Annotated in this window: 11 protein-coding genes and 2 pseudogenes; 7 read left to right on the forward strand and 6 right to left on the reverse strand. The window is 55.1% G+C overall.

The window, feature by feature from the left end; all coding sequences use genetic code 11:
* Positions 1 to 147: 147 nt before the first annotated feature.
* Positions 148 to 840: a hypothetical protein gene (locus Q3Y66_RS13945; RefSeq protein ID WP_008957376.1), complete on the forward strand. Its 693-nt coding sequence runs from the start codon at positions 148 to 150 to the stop codon at positions 838 to 840.
* A 100-nt stretch (positions 841 to 940) separates the two neighbouring features.
* On the opposite strand, the gene Q3Y66_RS13950 is transcribed toward Q3Y66_RS13945, so the two are convergent.
* Entirely contained in the window at positions 941 to 2,440 is a 1,500-nt protein-coding gene (locus Q3Y66_RS13950) for a CoA-acylating methylmalonate-semialdehyde dehydrogenase (RefSeq protein WP_008957377.1), read from the reverse strand.
* A gap of 321 nt (positions 2,441 to 2,761) precedes the next feature.
* Between Q3Y66_RS13950 and Q3Y66_RS13955 the strand changes: the two genes are divergently transcribed.
* Positions 2,762 to 3,817, forward strand: coding sequence for a putative zinc-binding metallopeptidase (locus Q3Y66_RS13955; protein ID WP_008957378.1), 1,056 nt, complete (start codon positions 2,762 to 2,764; stop codon positions 3,815 to 3,817).
* Between the two features lie 4 nt (positions 3,818 to 3,821).
* Here Q3Y66_RS13955 and Q3Y66_RS13960 read toward each other — a convergent pair whose 3' ends face one another.
* The 5 genes and pseudogenes from Q3Y66_RS13960 to Q3Y66_RS13975 all read right to left on the reverse strand — a co-directional run.
* Entirely contained in the window at positions 3,822 to 4,832 is a 1,011-nt protein-coding gene (locus Q3Y66_RS13960) for an alpha-E domain-containing protein (protein WP_008957379.1), read from the reverse strand.
* A gap of 4 nt (positions 4,833 to 4,836) precedes the next feature.
* Positions 4,837 to 5,514: pseudogene (locus Q3Y66_RS13965) on the reverse strand (circularly permuted type 2 ATP-grasp protein); the annotation flags it as partial.
* Between the two features lie 4 nt (positions 5,515 to 5,518).
* On the reverse strand, positions 5,519 to 6,103 hold the full coding sequence (locus Q3Y66_RS20980; protein ID WP_368411716.1) for a transposase: 585 nt from the start codon (positions 6,101 to 6,103) through the stop codon (positions 5,519 to 5,521).
* Positions 6,007 to 7,077 (reverse strand): transposase DNA-binding-containing protein, encoded by a 1,071-nt coding sequence (locus Q3Y66_RS13970; RefSeq protein ID WP_368411717.1) that lies wholly within the window; start codon positions 7,075 to 7,077, stop codon positions 6,007 to 6,009. The genes Q3Y66_RS20980 and Q3Y66_RS13970 overlap by 97 nt, the downstream gene beginning before the upstream one ends.
* Positions 7,043 to 7,858, reverse strand: a pseudogene (locus tag Q3Y66_RS13975) (circularly permuted type 2 ATP-grasp protein); the annotation flags it as partial. The gene Q3Y66_RS13970 and the pseudogene Q3Y66_RS13975, both read right to left, overlap by 35 nt.
* 375 nt (positions 7,859 to 8,233) lie before the next feature.
* On the opposite strand from Q3Y66_RS13975, the gene Q3Y66_RS13980 reads away from it, so the two are divergent.
* The 5 genes from Q3Y66_RS13980 to Q3Y66_RS14000 all read left to right on the forward strand — a co-directional run bounded on the left by Q3Y66_RS13980 (position 8,234) and on the right by Q3Y66_RS14000 (position 17,371).
* Positions 8,234 to 11,584, forward strand: a complete 3,351-nt coding sequence (locus tag Q3Y66_RS13980) for a DUF2126 domain-containing protein (RefSeq protein ID WP_008958067.1) — start codon at positions 8,234 to 8,236, stop codon at positions 11,582 to 11,584.
* A gap of 226 nt (positions 11,585 to 11,810) precedes the next feature.
* Entirely contained in the window at positions 11,811 to 14,216 is a 2,406-nt protein-coding gene (locus Q3Y66_RS13985; RefSeq protein WP_008958069.1) for a circularly permuted type 2 ATP-grasp protein, read from the forward strand.
* The gene (locus tag Q3Y66_RS13990; RefSeq protein WP_008958070.1) at positions 14,213 to 15,079 is read left to right on the forward strand and encodes a transglutaminase family protein; all 867 of its coding nucleotides are present in this window, start codon (positions 14,213 to 14,215) and stop codon (positions 15,077 to 15,079) included. The genes Q3Y66_RS13985 and Q3Y66_RS13990 overlap by 4 nt, the downstream gene beginning before the upstream one ends.
* Before the next feature lie 61 nt (positions 15,080 to 15,140).
* The gene (locus tag Q3Y66_RS13995) at positions 15,141 to 15,560 is read left to right on the forward strand and encodes a hypothetical protein (RefSeq protein WP_008958071.1); all 420 of its coding nucleotides are present in this window, start codon (positions 15,141 to 15,143) and stop codon (positions 15,558 to 15,560) included.
* 86 nt (positions 15,561 to 15,646) lie between these two features.
* Positions 15,647 to 17,371, forward strand: coding sequence for a potassium/proton antiporter (locus Q3Y66_RS14000; protein WP_008958072.1), 1,725 nt, complete (start codon positions 15,647 to 15,649; stop codon positions 17,369 to 17,371).
* The last annotated feature ends 15 nt before the right edge of the window (positions 17,372 to 17,386 follow it).

Below are 17,386 nucleotides of genomic sequence, written 5' to 3' on the forward strand. Positions count from 1 at the left end.
CTTAGCCTTTACGTAACAAAACGCTAACTTAAGTGACTTTTAATTAGCGGCCCTGCTCGCCATACTGATGTAACGACCTGCAATAGCTGGCATAAAAGAACCGCGCGCATAACGCTTAATAATCAGTTCGTTCAAAGGGACACTGACATGAGCCATAACGAAGCAAAAGAACACATCTCCGGTCGTCTAAACGAACTGTTTTCTGACCCCTACCAAGCGTTTGAAAATGATACGGATGAGCGCCAGCTACATATTCGGATCATGCTGCATATGTTACTGGCCCGCCCCATGACGCGGGGCCAAATGACCTTGAGAGTCATTCATGGCTGGGAAAATGGTGGGTTTGAGCCCGACGATCTTCAGCATGTCGACTACACCCTCAGTAACGTTTCTGACTTCAAACGAGCAGTGCAGGATTTTGAACACGCCTCCAAGCACAACACACCTTTACCTGCTGACCAAACCGCCATTCTAGCTGCCCCGCTAGCCGATGCGATTGCAGAGGCCAGAGCAGAAGGTCAAGACCTCGCCAACGGCATTCGTCATACACCAGCGCGCTGGCCAGCGTTTGAGGGCGGCTTGGCACTCTATACGCTGTTTAAAATGTACCACCGCCTGATTTATGGCGAAGATGACACCTACCGCTGCTCGCAATGCATGACGCCGCTTGGTTTGCGCGAAATACATGAGTTTCACCTTGAAGAAGGTGAGTTCGCGCTGCTGGTGCCGCCAGCCCAGGACTTCATGAACGAACACTCCCTGCTGGTGCTGCATGAAAGCCAACTTGGCCCCATTGAACAACTGTTGGAAGAAAGCTTGCCGTTGTTTGATAACTTTTAAATCACGATATGCCGATTCATCGGCTCGGCTTTGGCCGCACCCGCTATCAATTGACCCCGCTTAATGCGGGGCCAGCATCAGGCATTGAATAGTGCTTCATTTAGCCAAGCGAAATCGTACTATTAATGCCACTGGAAACATTCTCTGGTTCAAACCAACGCGCTGTGACGGTTTTGGTTTGCGTCCAGAAGGCAATCGCCTGTTTGCCGTTAGGCCCTAAATCCCCCAGCTTTGATGCCCTCGAACCGGTGAAGCTGAAGTAGGCAACCGGTACGGGGATGGGCACATTGATACCAATCTGACCCACGTCGATATCGGTTTCAAAACGGCGAGCAATCCAACCAGAGTTAGTAAAGATAGAGGTGCCATTGCCGTTGGGGTTGGCGTTGATAAATTCGATCGCTTCATCGAGGGTTTCAACACTGACCACACACAGCACAGGCCCAAAAATCTCTTCGCGGTAAATGGTCATATCCGCGGTCACATCCGAAAACAGAGTGGGGCCCACGAAGTTACCGTTGGGGTAGCCGTCCACTTGAACATTGCGACCATCGACCATCAGTTTGGCGCCCTCTTTTTCGCCTGCATCGATTAAACGCAGCACACGATCACGAGCAGCCGGCGATACCAGTGGCCCTAAATCGGCATCCAACTGGGTGCCCGGCCCCACTTTCATCGCCCGCGCCGCCTCAACAATGTCGCTTAGCCATTCGCGTGCCTCACCGACTAGCACCACCACCGAGTTGGCCATGCAGCGCTGGCCAGCCGCACCAAAGGCTGAGCCCAACAGGTTGTTAATCGCCTGACTGCGGTTAGCATCCGGCATCACCACGCAGTGGTTCTTGGCCCCCATCATCGCCTGCATCCGCTTGCCCGCTGCCGCCGCGCGGTTATAAAGCAGCGAACCCACGTGGGTAGAGCCAATGAACGAGAGCGCTTTGATATCCTGATGGTCAGCAATTTGATTAGCCACATCCGGACCACCGTGTACCACATTGAGCACGCCGGGCGGGATGCCGGCTTCGTGAGCCAGTTCGACTAAGCGCATAGTGGAGCTTGGGTCTTGCTCTGAGGGTTTGAGAACAAAGGTATTGCCGGTGGCAATCGCCAGCGGAAACATAAAGCACGGCAACATAATGGGGAAGTTGAACGCGGTAATCCCTGCGCCCACACCCAGCGGCTGATGCATGGTGTAAACATCCACCTCGTTGGCAGCGTTTTCAGCCAGCTCTCCCAGTTGCAGCGAGGTAATCGAGCAAGCGTGCTCCACCACTTCCAAGCCGCGACCTACTTCACCTTCCGCATCCGGCAGGGTTTTGCCGTGCTCTTCAGTAATCAGCGCCGCCAGCTCTGCGGTATTGTCATGAATTAACGCCTGAAGCTTAAGCATGATGCGCATTCGCTTGCCAAGCGGCACTTTACGCCACTCCTTGAAAGCCTCCTTAGCATTACTGATGGCACGCTCCACTTCGTCAGCGGTGCAAAACGGCACCCGCGCAACGACCTCTTGTGTAGCGGGGTTAACCACATCGCGCCATTCCTGACTTTGCGACGGTACGGGCTGACCATTGATATACATGGGTATTTCGCGAACGGACATAACGTTGCTCCTGTTTATAGTTTTGGTTGTGGTGGCTGTGATGGTTGTGGCTATGGCTGTAATTGTTATGGCTGTGATTGCTGTCATAAAGCAGTGATTGGCTGCGCATCGCGGTAAGCAAGAACACAGGGTATAGCAGCAAGTTGACGTTAACGTCAACCAAGTATCCTACGAGTAAACAAAATCTGCCGTATGGCGTCAATTAGCCTTTCCATTGTTATTCCGTGCTGGCTATGCTTCGGCTAATCAGGGGCGCCGTGGCTTTTCAAACCGTTCACGGCAAACGCTACGCATAACGTGTTTAAGCACAGGGAATTAACGATGCAGACCTTCAGCTGCCGCTGTGGCAATCCACTTTTCTATGAAAACACCCACTGCCTTACCTGCCAGTCAGACGTCGGCTGGTGCCCCGTCTGTAGCAATATTGTCGCGATTGAGCCGTTGGACAACGGTGGCTATCGCTGCGCACACCCTGGTTGCGATACAGCGCTGATGAAGTGCCACAACTACGCCGTTGAGAACGTCTGTAACCGCATGGTGGTGATGGAACACGGCCAAGCGGATGCCCTATGCGATTGCTGTCGTTATAACGAGGTAATTCCCGACCTCAATATTGAAGGTCATCGTGAACGCTGGGCGGCGCTTGAAGCAGCGAAGCGGCGGCTATTTCATACCCTCGATCTACTCAAGCTGCCACACGGCACTAAAGACGATGCTATTAACGTGCCGCTAAGCTTTTCATTTATGGCCGACGCCCTCCCCGACCAGGGGTTATGGCGCTCTACCGCGAAGCAAGAGAAGGTGTATACCGGCCATGCCTCGGGCCATATCACTATTAACGTCAAAGAAGCCGATGACGTTGAGCGTGAACGCTTGCGCGTCGATATGAACGAATCACACCGCACGCTCATCGGTCACTTCCGTCATGAAATTGGCCACTATTATTGGGATGTACTGGTAAAGGATCGCGATGAAGAGGCGTGTCGTGCGGTGTTTGGCAACCACCATCGGCCAAGCTATGCCGAAGCGTTAGAGCGCTACTACCAACAGGGCGCTCCCAGCGACTGGCCTGAGCGTTTTATCTCTGCCTACGCCACCATGCACCCCTGGGAGGATTTCGCCGAAACCTTTGCCTATTACTTGGATATGGTGGCTGTGCTGGATACCGCACTGCACATGGGCATTACCCATGTCGAATACGACGGCAGCCTGGACAGCATGCTGATGGCTTTTCATCAGGTCGGCTTAGCGGTGAACGAACTCAACCGGGATATGGGGCTGCTCGACCTATCGCCGACGGTGCTCGCCCCCGCCGTGCGCGATAAGCTGGCGTACCTGCATCAACTGATCCAAGCCGCCAGCCCTGTTGAGCGCTAGCCCGTCAATCGTTGTCGTTGTCCCCCGCGTGGCTTTGGCTTTGCGTCTGACTCTGCGTTTGTGCCACTCGGGGCACAGTGTCGTCATTCACAAAGTAGGTCGCACTCAGCGTATCGTGAATGGCGGCAAAGCCAATTTGCAGCTCGTCGATAAAGGCATGCAGCTTGCTCGGCGAATGGGCAAGCGCTTGGATATCGGCATCGACTACGTCCGCGCGAACCAGCGAAACCGTGGCCGCGGGGCGGTCTTGACGGGGAAGCAAAGTAAGCTCATGACCTAGCGTTTCTAGGCTGCAGGCAATCGAACGTGGCAGGTTGGGGTCTTGGAGCAAAAAGCGCAGCACATCCGGTCCCCGCACGCGTAAACGCACCTGCTGACGGTACATTTGATACGCGGTGAGTGATTTAAGCACACTCATCCACTGCAGGTTTTCAAATGGCAGCAGCTCCTCAGGGTTTTGCGGCAGCAAGCTGGCAGAGCGCACGTCCACAATGCGCGTCGTCATATCCGCCCGCTCCAACTGGCGCCCTAATTCAATAAACGTACGCGCCGGGCCATGACTCAAGGTGCCCTCAATGAGCCCCGTTAACGCTTGGCAACCACGAATCACGCTTTTGAGAAAGCTATCGCGGCGGCGCGGGCTAACGCCATGTTCAGCATGGTCGACGACGCTCAGATAGAGCTGATTAACCTCCTCCCAAATCTCCCGAGGCACCACATCCCGGGTGGTTCTGAGGTTCTCGCGAGCACTGGCGAGGGCGGAGATAATCGAAATATCATTCTCGGTATCGGCACATAAAAAATGTACGACATTGCGCTCATCGAAGTCTGTATGGCGTGCGGTGAAGGCTTCCAGGCTGCCGGTCATTTCGATAAGTGGGGCCCAACCTAACGGCAAGCGTCCCGGCAAATCCAGCATAAGGTGGCTGTTAACGCTCAATAGGCGCGCGGTATCTTCCGCTCGTTCAATATAACGCGCCATCCAGTAAAGATTCTCAGCAACGCGTGACAGCATGGCGTTAGGCTCCTTTCACCGCGGCCGCTGCCGCCTTATCGTCGGTTTCTACAATCCAGGTATCTTTACTGCCGCCGCCTTGTGAAGAGTTCACCACCAGCGATCCTTCTATCAAAGCCACCCGCGTCAAACCACCGGTCGTGACATGAATTTCAGGCCCTGAGAGTATGAAAGGGCGTAAATCCACATGGCGCGGCTGCGGCAACCCATTCGCTAGCGTAGGCGTAGTAGAAAGCGCCAGGGTGGGCTGGGCCATATAATTGCGTGGATTTGCCTTGATCAACTGCGCAAACTCATCGCGGGTCTCTTTGGTTGAGCGCGGGCCAATCAACATGCCGTAGCCGCCCGACTCATTAGCGGGCTTGACGACCAATTCATCCAGGTGGTCGAGCACATAGCGGCGGTCGTCTTCAAACATGCACAGGTAGCTCGGCACGTTGGGCAACAGCGGCTCCTGATCGAGGTAATAACGAATCAGCGCAGGGACGAAAGCGTATACCACCTTGTCATCCGCCACCCCAGCGCCCGGCGCGTTGGCCAGCGCGACTTTACCCGCCCGCCAAGCGCGCATCAGGCCCGCCACGCCCAGCATAGATTCAGGGTTAAACGCTTCCGGGTCTAGAAACTCATCATCAACACGGCGGTAAATAACATCCACGCGGCGCATGCCCTCGACGGTCTTGCAATTACCCACAAGTCGATGATGCATCTGGATTGGCAGCTTGGAATCCAGCAACGAGATCTGCTAAGCGGATGAAGCCTCGCCATAGAACGGTGGATCCTGGGAGAGGATCACTTGAGCGATCCAGATAACCACCCAGGCGAGCGACAGCGGTCATATAAAAAGCTGTATCGCGTCGTGTGCCTTGTCTGTTTGACGGCATTGATCGGTCGAGAAGAGCTCTTTCAATATCAGTAAAAACAGCTGCAGGAGAGGTCGTTGAGGATTGGCGCCGCAGTATAGTCAACCATGATATTCGCCAGGACACGACACAGCAGAGCGCAATGCAGTTGGCAAGTCGATCTGCGGTAGCGAGACGTATATCCTCAATGCGGCAACCCGTTTTCAGCGTCTTGAAGAATGTCTCGATATTCCAACGCCGTGAATACCAAATAAGCTTTTGCACTGCGTCGGCGTGAGTGGCAACGGGAAGGTTAGTGGCCAACTTCCAGATTATAGGGAACGCCCTTCGGGCGGGTTTTTCTCTTCTGCAAAAATAATACCAAGCTTCTGTTTTGGGTATTTTTTCTGTTTTCCAATCGGTGGACAAACTGTCATCTTTGCATGCTTGACCGATAGGGTCGCCTGCTGTTGATTGCCTCGCTTGTCACGAAAGTGAATATCGTGTGTTCCACTGACCTGAGTCTCGGCCATCACTTGAGAAATCGTAGTGCCTCCCTCCTCGGCGAGACGATCAACGCAACTGCGGATCAAAAAGTAAGTGCCAAGATCTTGAGCCAGACAAAAGAGTTCAAAAATGTCACTCTCGCGATCACCGATATGCACGCACCGTTCAGGTGAACCTGCAAGCTCAGTAGAACGCTGCAGGTTGTCGAGCCAACGCATGCTTTCTTTCTGCTCGATGGGTACGCGGGTCGGATTAACTTTGCGCTTGAGAGCTTCTGTGCCTTTGAATTTATTCCGCGTCCAGAATTTGGCAGCTGTCAGGCCCAAGGGCAGCCCTTCCGTTGTGATAGCCAGACTAGCGTGCATTAAAAGCCCGCAGACGGTATGTTTAAGGTGCCGTCCTTCTTTCATCTTGCGCCCGGTTGATTCATTGATGAAACCAATCTTCTCAGGTGACGAGCGCTTGAAGGAAAATTCGGTTGTATCCTGCAGGATCAATATGGGGCCATCGGTGGCTTGGATGCGCAAAGCAGAGGCGGCAAAATGTCCCTCCAAAATCTTGTCCTCGCTGACATTCTCATTCGCGAAGAAGCGATAGGCGGCCTTGGTATTGGCCCAGTCCTGGAATGCGGTGGGTAGTGATTTGTCTGGCCGATCACCGAGTGCTTCCAGCATGACAGCCAACCTTTGATTCAGTCGCGCGTCCCCCAAGTCGCAGCCAGTCATTTCCTCGTTCACCCAGTGTTGTCCCATATTGATACCTCTTATCATATCGAACGAACTGAGAAGCCAAAAAAACACATCGGGCTTTACTTTATCAACGGTATGCTTATGTAGCTGATGACTTGTGGGTAATTGCAAGCTCGACGGTGCGCATATACACCACATCATCGTCATCCACTAACAGGTCACTTCCCTGCACCAGTTCAACACCCATTTGCTGGGCAAGATAGGCGTGCTCGAAGTAGGCAGAGTTATAAATCCCTGGGGTCAGCACCACAATTTGCGGGTCATCGCCAGGGCGCGGCGACATCGACGCTAGCATGTCGTAAAGCTGCGCCACGTAATCATCAACCGGCAAAATCTTGCCCGAGGCGAATAACTCCGGCAGCACTCGCTTAGTGACATTGCGATTTTCAAGCATGTAAGAAACGCCGGAAGGAATGCGCAGGTTATCTTCCAGCACATAAAGCGTACCGTCGCCATCGCGCACCAGGTCTGACCCGCACACATGGGCCCACACGCCGTGAGGGGGATTAATGCCTACACACTGAGGGCGAAAATTAACCGACTGCGCCAATACCTCAGCGGGTAACACTTTGTCCTTGATCACCTTTTGGTCGTGGTAGAGATCATCAATAAATAAGTTTAGCGCCTGCACGCGCTGCTTGAGCCCCGCCTCGGTTTTACGCCACTCATTGGTGGGAATAATGCGCGGCACAATATCAAACGGCCAGGCACGGTCGATCATTGCCCCTTCTGAATAAACGGTGAAGGTAATCCCCATAGTACGGATGGCGATCTCCGCCGCCGTTTTCCGCTCTGCTAACTCTTCTGCGCTAAACCTTGCCAACATGTTGCACAATTCACCCGCTGACTCGCGTGGCTGACCGGGCGCGGCCATCAGCTCATCGTAAAAATCACGACACGCATAGTTATTCCAATTCACTTGGCTCATGGGCGCTCTCCTGGCGCTGGGGTGGAAGCGGCAACTTCCTCAATGCTCAGTGTAGGCCTGCCGCGTGCAAAACAATCAAACAATTGAGAGCAAAATACGTACCATCTTTTGCGATATTTCAACGTTCGCTTACTTAAACACTACTCAAACATTACTTGGCAGAGCATCAGCGCCCAACAAACCCCTTTTATGCTTTTTTTTGGTGCGGCCAGTTGGCTTCAAGTTGGTGCATAACGCCATTTCCACTTTAGTTAAACGCCTTACTTAATATAGCGGCTGCAAAAAAGTAAAAGTGGAACGATACTTGCGAAACGTTCGGTTATTCCCTAACCCAGCCGACTATCCGGTTAATAACGGTTCTCTTGAGGGTGGCCCATGACCATTCGCGTTGCCTTGTACCATCGTACGACATACCACTTTGACCGCCCGGTGCGTCTATCACCCCATGTTATTCGGCTACGTCCGGCGCCCCACTGCCGCACCCATATTGAGTCGTACTCGCTCAAGCTCTCCGGCGAAGACCACTTTTTAAATTGGCAACAGGACCCGTTTGGCAACTTCAACGCCCGCGTGGTGTTCCCAGAACCGCGTAAAGAGCTAACCATCGCCGTCGAGCTGATCGCCCCGATGACGGTGATTAATCCGTTCGATTTCTTCCTGGACGACATTGCGCAACAGATTCCCTTCGATTACCCGGAAGCGCTGCGCCAGGAACTGGGCCCCTATCTTGAAATCACCGAGTCCGGGCCGCGCTTGATGGAGTGGCTCAAGGGCGTGCCCCGCGAACCGACCACCACCGTCGATTTCCTGGTCGCACTTAACCAGCGCCTACAAGACGATATCGGTTACCTGGTGCGCTTGGAGCCCGGTGTACAAAGCTGTGAAGAGACCCTGTCCCTGGCCAGTGGCTCGTGCCGCGATAGCGCCTGGTTGCTGGTACAGATTTTTCGCCATCTAGGCCTCGCGGCACGCTTTGTATCGGGCTATTTGATTCAGCTTAAATCCGATGTCAAAGCACTCGATGGCCCCAGCGGTACAGAAGTAGATTTCACCGATTTACACGCCTGGACCGAAGTGTTTCTACCTGGTGCAGGCTGGGTAGGCCTTGACCCCACCTCGGGCCTGTTTGCAGGCGAAGGCCATATCCCGTTGGCCGCAACCCCCACCACGGGTAGCGCAGCCGCCATTACCGGTTTTTCGGATAAGTGCGAAGTCACGTTCGATGTGACCATGGAAGTGGAGCGTATTCACGAAGACCCACGGGTCACCAAACCGTATAGCGATGAGCAGTGGCAGCGTATCTGCAACCTCGGCGACGACGTGGATGCCGAGCTTCTTCAGCAAGATGTGCGCCTGACCATGGGTGGCGAACCTACCTTTGTATCGGTCGACGACATGGAGAGCCCGCAGTGGAATACCGAAGCGCTCGGTGAGCACAAGCGCGAGCGGGCCGAAGCACTACTGACGCGCCTTCAGGCCGCCTACGCCCCCGGCAGCGCGATTCAGCAGCAGCAGGGCAAGTGGTACCCCGGCGAACCGCTACCCCGCTGGGCGCTGGCCTGCTACTGGCGTAAAGATGGCGTGCCGCTATGGCGCGACCCCCGGTGGCTGGCCTGCCTGGAGGCTGCCCCGAAAGTGCACGTGGATAACACCATGGTGCAACGCTTTACCAAGGCACTCAGCGAGCGGCTGGGTGTGGCCGAACGTTACTGGATACCGGCGTACGAAGATGCCTACTACTACCTTTGGAAAGAGCAGTCGCTGCCAGTTAACGTTGACCCACGCGAAGCCAACCTCAAAGACGATGCCGAGCGCCACCGTTTAGCCCGCCTATTGGAACAAGGCTTAGACGAAGTCGTTGGTTACGCTCTGCCACTGCGCCACTCGATCAGCCAAGCTCACCGCTGGGAAAGCGGCCGCTGGCCACTCAAGCGCGACCATCTTTTCCTGGTGCCCGGCGACTCCCCCATGGGGCTGCGCTTACCGCTTTCGGCGTTGCCCTGGGCTGACCCAGATGAGCAGCCCCAGCCTGAATCACTGTTCGCACCGCGCCCTGAGTTGGGCGATATTCACGGCGAAGTCGCCCGGCGCAACGCTGAGCAGCTGCATATCAGCGATGCCGAACGCCTGGGGCGATCCAGCCACCCCAGCCCATCGCACCCTGAAGGCGAAGATGTCCAGCAGCAGCCACGGGCAGAAAGCGATCGCGAGAGTGGCATTATTCACACCAGTCTATGCGTGGAACCCCGGGATGGTCGCCTGCATATTTTCCTGCCACCGCTCACCAGCTTAGAGCACTACCTGGACCTGCTCAGTACGGTTGAAGAGTGTGCTAAAGAGCTCGCTTGCCCGGTGATGGTAGAGGGCTACTCACCGCCTCGGGATCCGCGTCTGGAAAACTTTATGATCACCCCCGACCCAGGCGTGATCGAAGTGAATATTATGCCTGCGGCCAGCTGGCAAACCCTGGTCGCGCAAACCGAACGGCTCTACGCTGAGGCACGAGAAACTCGCCTGGGCACCGAAAAATTCATGCTCGACGGACGCCACACCGGCACCGGCGGTGGCAACCACGTCACGCTAGGCGGCCTGACGCCTGACGATTCGCCGTTCTTACGTCGCCCAGATCTGCTCGCCAGCTTAGTGACTTATTGGCAGCATCACCCTAGCCTCTCTTATCTGTTTTCGGGTCTCTTTATTGGCCCAACCAGCCAAGCGCCGCGGGTGGACGAAGCGCGTCACGAAGCACTTTATGAGCTGGAAATCGCGTTACAGCAAATGCCCGAAGGTGACGTAGTACAACCTTGGTTGGTCGATCGCTTACTGCGCCACCTGTTAACTGACCTAACCGGCAATACTCACCGCGCCGAGTTCTGTATCGACAAACTCTACTCGCCGGATAGCGACAGCGGTCGACTCGGCTTATTAGAACTACGCGGTTTTGAGATGCCGCCCCATGCGCGCATGGGACTGATGCAAATGCTGTTAATCCGCGCCCTTGTCGCGCGCTGCTGGAAAACGCCCTACCGCGCCAAGCCCGTGCGCTGGGGAAGCGCACTGCAAGATCGCTGGATGCTGCCTCACTACCTGTGGAATGATCTTGACGACGTGCTGGCCGATTTACGCCACCACGGCTTCGACTTCGACCTTGAGTGGTTTGCCCCCTTCCTGGAGTTCCGTTTCCCGCTGCATGGCCGTTTGCATACGCCCATGCTAGACATCGAGCTGCGCCAAGCCATCGAACCCTGGCACGTGCTGGGCGAAGAGGCCTCGGCAGGCGGCACGGCTCGCTATGTGGACTCCTCGGTGGAGCGCCTGGAAGTCAAAGTCAGCGGCATGAGCGGTGACCGCTACGTGGTGACATGCAACGGACGCCGGGTACCGCTTTCAGCCACCGGCAGAAACGGGGAAGCAGTCGCCGGGGTGCGCTACCGCGCCTGGCAGCCGCCCTCGGCATTGCATCCGCAGATTCCTATTCATGCACCGCTGGTATTTGATGTAATTGATACCTGGAATCAGCGCTCTGTAGCGGGCTGTACCTATTACGTGGTGCATCCGACCGGGCGTAATTTCGACACTTTCCCGGTCAATGCGTTTGAAGCCGAAGCCCGTCGACTGGGGCGTTTTAGTGCCAGTGGCCATAGTCATGGTCATCAAGCTCCCAAGCTGGAAACCCCCAGCCTGGAACTGCCACAAACGCTCGATCTGCGCTGGACGCCTAGCTAATGTTTTTAACTAAGGAGCCCCTGATTAACGTAATGAGCGAAGGCCAGACAAGGCAAAAATTAACGAAAAAGCGGAGTTTACAGGGTGTAAATGAGCATTTTGAGGCGATTTTTAACGCCGTATGGCCAAGCGTAATAGTTAATCAGCGGGTTTCTAAGCTAATGCTTTTCTCTTAATAGCCAGTGCTGGATAATCCGCCCCCTTACCTCTCAGGATTACAAGGATAATGACGGCCCCTGTCTCACCCGCACTTCTCGCGCCCGTGGCTAACGGGCTCGTTGAAGATTACTTGAACCAGCTAGGCAAGGGACAGCCCGGCACGTATGACGCCATGCTCGATAGCCAAGGGCAGTTACGCCCTGGCTGGGAAAGCTTACTGGGCTCGCTAGAGGGCATGGGCCCCACGGGGCGTTTACAGCAGCATGAAGAGATTCAGCGCCTGCTGGCCGAAAACGGCGTCATTTTTAATATGCATGATGAAACCCAAGGGCGTTCGTGGCGGCTCGACCCACTACCCTGGGTGATTGATGAAGTGCAGTGGCAAGCGCTGGAGGCGGGGCTTACTCAGCGCAGCCGCCTGCTGACCGCCCTTTATAACGATATATACGGGCCCAAAACACTCTTTGACCTAGGCCTGTTGCCGGCTCAGGAACTGCTTGCGTCACCGCTTCTCTTGCTGCCCTGCCATCGTTCGCTACCCAACGACCGTGCACCGATCGGTTTTCACGGTGTGGATGTTATTCAGGACACCCAAGGACAATGGCGAGTTATGTCCGACCGGCTACAGGCACCGTCAGGTACGGGCTTTGCGCTTGAAAATCGCATATTAATGGCCCGCGCCCTCCCCGGCATGTACCGTAATGCGCCCCTAAAGAGGTTGGCGGGTTTCCTGGATTTGCATCACCGAACGCTCATCGCCATGGCCTACCAGCACCGCGATAATCCCACCCTGATTCTATTAACGCCGGGGCCAGCGAGCCCGCGTTATTTTGAGCACGCCTATTTGGCTAATTACCTTAATATCGCGTTGGTAGAAGGGCAGGATTTGGTGGTGCGCGATACGCAGGTTTGGCTGCGCACTCTAGGCGGCTTGCAACCGGTCGATGTGATCTTACGCCATTGCGATGACGCTTACTGCGACCCGCTGGAGCTGCGCGGCGATTCGCAGCTCGGCGTGCCGGGGCTGTTACAAGCTATGCGTTCAGGCGGTGTAGCGTTATCGAACGCACTGGGTGTGGGCATTTTAGAAGCCCCGGTATTAGCTGACTACTTGCCAGCACTGTGCGAACACTTACTGGGTGAGACACTGTTGCTACCCAACGCTGATGCCTCTACGCAACCGGCCAGCGCACCGATATTTGACAGCCACCTGCAGCGACTTGAGCCCACGACGTTAAACCTGCGCTGCTTTGTGACCCACACCCCGGCTACCGTCAACCGCAGCACGGCGGACGAATACCAGGTGATGCCCGGCGGTTTAGCCTGGGTCGGTGCGCCTGGCTCGCCCTCACTGAGCACCAGTATTGTCAAAGATGTGTGGGTCACCGCAGCCTCACCCCAGCCGCATGTCAGCCAGCTGCGCCAAGCCCGCGGCCCGGTGGTGGCGACGCGGGATGGGACGGATCTACCCAGCCGGGTGGCTGAAAGCCTGTTTTGGCTAGGCCGCTACGGTGAGCGATTAGACACCCGCGCCCGCTTGCTGCGTGAAGCACTGCTAAGGCTAATGGAGTACGACCAGGACGCGATCGCCGACCAGCTGTTGGATGAGCTGCTGTTAGCCCTGGATATCACCACACTCAGCAAAGACGACGAGCACCGCTTACAAGCGCCACTGATCGGTTTTGAACAGAAGCGTGCGGCACTATTGGCGCAGTTCGATGACGTGGAGCCCCAAGCGCTGCAGCCACTATTCTCGCAATTAATGCGCAATGCACGCAGCGTGCGCGACCATTTAGGCGACGACTCCTGGCGGGTCGTGCACCAGTTGCGCCAACGCATGGCCACCTTCAACCCCAGCTTGGGAGCCAGCGCGGCGCGGCGCGCTTGCGAAGGACTATCGGCCCAGCTGGCTGCGTTTTTCGGACTCTGCAACGAAACCATGCCGCACCACTATGGCTGGCGGTTCATGGATATTGGCCGCTTCCTGGATCGCGTGCTGGGCTTGCTCTCGCTACTCAAACTTACCCTGAATGCGCCGCATTCGCCGGGCTTGGCACTGTGGGAAGTCGTGCTTGCCACCACCGATAACTTTACCGCTTATCGACGCCGCTACCGCAGCGAACTACACCCAGCGGCGATTCTTGACCTACTGCTGTTCGACGAGACTAACCCACGCTCGGTGGGTTATATGCTCAAGCGCATTGAGAGCCAGATGGATCGCCTGCCCGGCACTACATCCCCCTACCGTAACGCCGAACGCAGGCTGTTGATTCAGGCGAATGCAGCGCTCCATCTTGCCGATATTGATCGTTTGAGCCATTTAGCGGATACCCCCGAGGCGCAAGAGGCGTTAGAACAACTATTGGACGCCCTGATTGAGCCCCTGAGTGCGCTTTCTGAAGCGATCAGTCAAAGTCATTTCAGCCATGTGGAACGACCTCGCCAGCTAGTCAGCATGGAGCCAGACGCATGAACTACACGTTGCGGCATACCACCCGCTACCACTACAGCGCTCCGGTAACGTTGTGCCATAGTGAAGCGCGGGTGCTTCCACGCAAAACGCCCCATCAGCAGTGTGGCGCTTCAAAATTGCATATTAGCCCTGCGCCGCAGGTACAAAAGGAGCGCTGCGATATATTCGGCAACCGGGTGCTCTATTTCGCCATGGAAGAGGTACATCAAACGCTGGATGTCACCGTGGTAACACCACTGAATACTCAACCGCTCACCGCCCTGCCAACTGTTTCACCAGCGTGGGAAAACGTTGCCCAGCTGCTGAGCCAGGACAACAGCTTTGACGTTCAACTCTACCGGTTGGACTCACCGTTTATCCGTCGTAACGACGAGCTAGCCGCCTTTGCCCGTAGCTGCTTCACCCCAGGCAGACCACTTATTGAGGCGGCGCTAGCGCTAAATGAGTTGATTTATAGCACTTTTGAATACGACCCCAGCTTCACTACGCTGGCGACACCGTTAAGCGAGGTGCTCGCCAACCGGCGTGGGGTTTGTCAGGACTTCGCCCACCTGGCGATTGGCGCATTACGCTCGGTAGGACTCGCCGCACGCTACGTCAGCGGTTATCTGGAAACCCAGCCACCGCCCGGGCAGCCGCGGCTGATCGGCGCTGATGCCTCCCATGCGTGGCTGGCGACCTGGATTCCCGAGTGGGGCTGGCTGGCGCTTGACCCCACCAATGGCTCAGTGGCTGGTGAACAGCACCCCGTGCTGGCTTGGGGGCGAGATTATGCAGATGTCGCGCCGCTCAAAGGGGTTATGAACGGCGGCGGCGAACACCGTCTGGAAGTTGAAGTCGATGTCATGCCATTAGCTGTCTAATGCAAACAACCCCCGCCTAAGGTATAAAAGAGGCTCGGTTAGCTTGCTTAGGGAAGGTTTAATGCAGCACGAGGTAAGTAGTAACAATACAAGGTATACGCCTCAGAGGGCTTCCCAGTGCCTGCTTTTAGGCTGTTTTTTAATCCTCCTGTTTGGCGCTATTGAGCAATTCCATAAACCGCATTTTGCCGTCTTTCAACAAGCCGATGAAAACATACTGCGCCAGTCAACCCATTACGGTGTTGCCCCGCTTCCCGCTAAATTGCGCATACAAAATGATTCATCCAAGCGTCAAGCGGATGAAGAGCTTTTACAATTATTTGAACTCTCTTCTGGCGATGCGTTGCCGCCAAACGTCTATGACATACGCCTACTGACGTTATCTTACGGCCCTATTTTAAACCGAGTAGCCCCCAGCTACCTGTGTTCCTGCCGCACCTTGTTACCCCCCAATCGAGCGCCGCCGATCGTGGCAAGTTAATTCTCGGTGGTTTAATTGTTGCTGGCGGCCCTAAAGGGCTTACTGCCAGTGCGTGCGATAGGTACCGTTTAAAAGGGTTGCCCTTTATGTTTCCCGTTGATCAGCTTATTTTACTTGCTGCCATTTTGATATTAGTCGGCATTGTGTCGAGCAAGCTATCCGCCCGACTTGGCCTACCTGTTCTAGTCCTTTTTTTAGTCATCGGCATGCTTGCCGGAGAGAGTGGGATCGGTGGTATCGCCTTCGACAATCCCGTGGGCGCTCATGCGCTAGGTACGTTGGCGTTGGCCATGATCCTATTCGATGGCGGGCTTCAAACCCCTACTTCGTCGATTAAAAAAGTCTGGAAACCTGCCTCATTACTTGCCACGTTCGGGGTATTAATCACCGCACTGATCACTGGCTTAGCAGCCGCTTATATCTTAGGCCTGCCGCTGCTGGAAGGCTTTTTGCTGGGTGCGATTGTCGGTTCTACAGATGCGGCAGCGGTCTTCTCGCTACTGCGTAATGCCGGCATACATATTAATAAAAAGCTGAAATCGACCTTAGAAATTGAAAGCGCCTCCAACGATCCCATGGCCATTTTCTTAACCGTTGGGCTGTTGGAGGTACTGGTTAATGATATGGCGCCAGGCCTAGGATTACTGAAGCTTTTTGTGCTGCAAATGGGGGTAGGCGCCCTGGTGGGCATTGGGGTCGGTTGGGCGTCAGTTAAAATCATTAACCGCATACACCTTGTTGCTTCTGGGCTCTATCCGGTGCTGGTCGCGGCCTGTGGTTTCCTTTCGTTTGGCATTTCAGCCAACGCCGGTGGTAGCGGTTTTTTGGCCATTTTTTTGACCGGTGTGTTCATAGGCAATCACCGGATCGCCTTCCAACGTAGCACTTTCTTGTTTCACGACGGGCTTGCATGGTTAAGCCAAATCGTGATGTTCGTGGTATTGGGTCTGCTGATTAACCCGGTGTCATTACTGGATGTGTGGCTGGAAGGTTTATTGATCGCTGCAGTGCTTATTTTGGTAGCTCGCCCTATCGCCGTCCTCCCTATCATGAAAATGTTTGGCTTTAATGCCCGTGAAGCCAGCTTAGTCGCTTGGGTAGGCTTACGCGGTTCAGTGCCCATTATTTTAGCTATTTTTCCGCTTATGTTTGGCTTGGAAGGGGCAGAATTAATTTTCAACGTCGTGTTTTTCGTGGTGCTTATTTCAGCCACTATTCAGGGAACCACGCTGCCTATCGTAGCGCGTCAACTGAGGCTGACCGAAAAGCCACCGGCAGTACCAGCCGCCAGCCTTGAAATTACCGCACTTGAGGAAGTAGATGCCGACATTGTGGAGTACACCTTGAGTGATCACCCGCGTGCGGCGGGGCGGCGGCTTTCACAAATGGCCCTCCCGGATACCACCGTTGTCGCCATGATCACCCGTGGAAAAGATGTGATCCCCCCACGGGGCTCGACAGAGCTAATGGCGGGTGACCATCTATTTGTGGTGCTACGACCGGAAACACGAGCCTTTATTGACTGTGTCTTTTCAGAGGCCGTTGGGGTCGTCAGCGACGAACTGCCTGACCAGGAGCTAAAGCTCAAAGGTAGCACCAAAATAGACGATTTATGCCATTCGTATGGCTTGTTGATCAAAGCAGAGGATGGACAAACAACGCTGGATTCGCTGATTCGCGATACTCTCCCCAGCCAGCCTGAGGTGGGAGTCTCAATACACATTGATGGAATGAGGCTGACGGTACTGGAAACACTCGGTGGCCGCATTACCACCGTGGGTTTAACGGTAGAGAAAAAGCCTAGCGAATAGGGGAAGAAACAGCGC

It is taken from the genome of Halomonas sp. HAL1, assembly GCF_030544485.1.
GTDB classification, from domain to species: domain Bacteria; phylum Pseudomonadota; class Gammaproteobacteria; order Pseudomonadales; family Halomonadaceae; genus Vreelandella; species Vreelandella arctica.

Excerpts from the sequence above, each read along its gene's own strand:
- Q3Y66_RS13945 (WP_008957376.1), top strand. The coding sequence starts at position 148 with ATGAGCCATAACGAAGCAAAAGAACACATCTCCGGTCGTCTAAACGAA.
- Q3Y66_RS13950 (WP_008957377.1), bottom strand. The coding sequence starts at position 2,440 with ATGTCCGTTCGCGAAATACCCATGTATATCAATGGTCAGCCCGTACCG.
- Q3Y66_RS13955 (WP_008957378.1), top strand. The coding sequence starts at position 2,762 with ATGCAGACCTTCAGCTGCCGCTGTGGCAATCCACTTTTCTATGAAAAC.
- Q3Y66_RS13960 (WP_008957379.1), bottom strand. The coding sequence starts at position 4,832 with ATGCTGTCACGCGTTGCTGAGAATCTTTACTGGATGGCGCGTTATATT.
- Q3Y66_RS13970 (WP_368411717.1), bottom strand. The coding sequence starts at position 7,077 with ATGACGATGATGTGGTGTATATGCGCACCGTCGAGCTTGCAATTACCC.
- Q3Y66_RS13980 (WP_008958067.1), top strand. The coding sequence starts at position 8,234 with ATGACCATTCGCGTTGCCTTGTACCATCGTACGACATACCACTTTGAC.
- Q3Y66_RS13985 (WP_008958069.1), top strand. The coding sequence starts at position 11,811 with ATGACGGCCCCTGTCTCACCCGCACTTCTCGCGCCCGTGGCTAACGGG.
- Q3Y66_RS13990 (WP_008958070.1), top strand. The coding sequence starts at position 14,213 with ATGAACTACACGTTGCGGCATACCACCCGCTACCACTACAGCGCTCCG.
- Q3Y66_RS13995 (WP_008958071.1), top strand. The coding sequence starts at position 15,141 with ATGCAGCACGAGGTAAGTAGTAACAATACAAGGTATACGCCTCAGAGG.
- Q3Y66_RS14000 (WP_008958072.1), top strand. The coding sequence starts at position 15,647 with ATGTTTCCCGTTGATCAGCTTATTTTACTTGCTGCCATTTTGATATTA.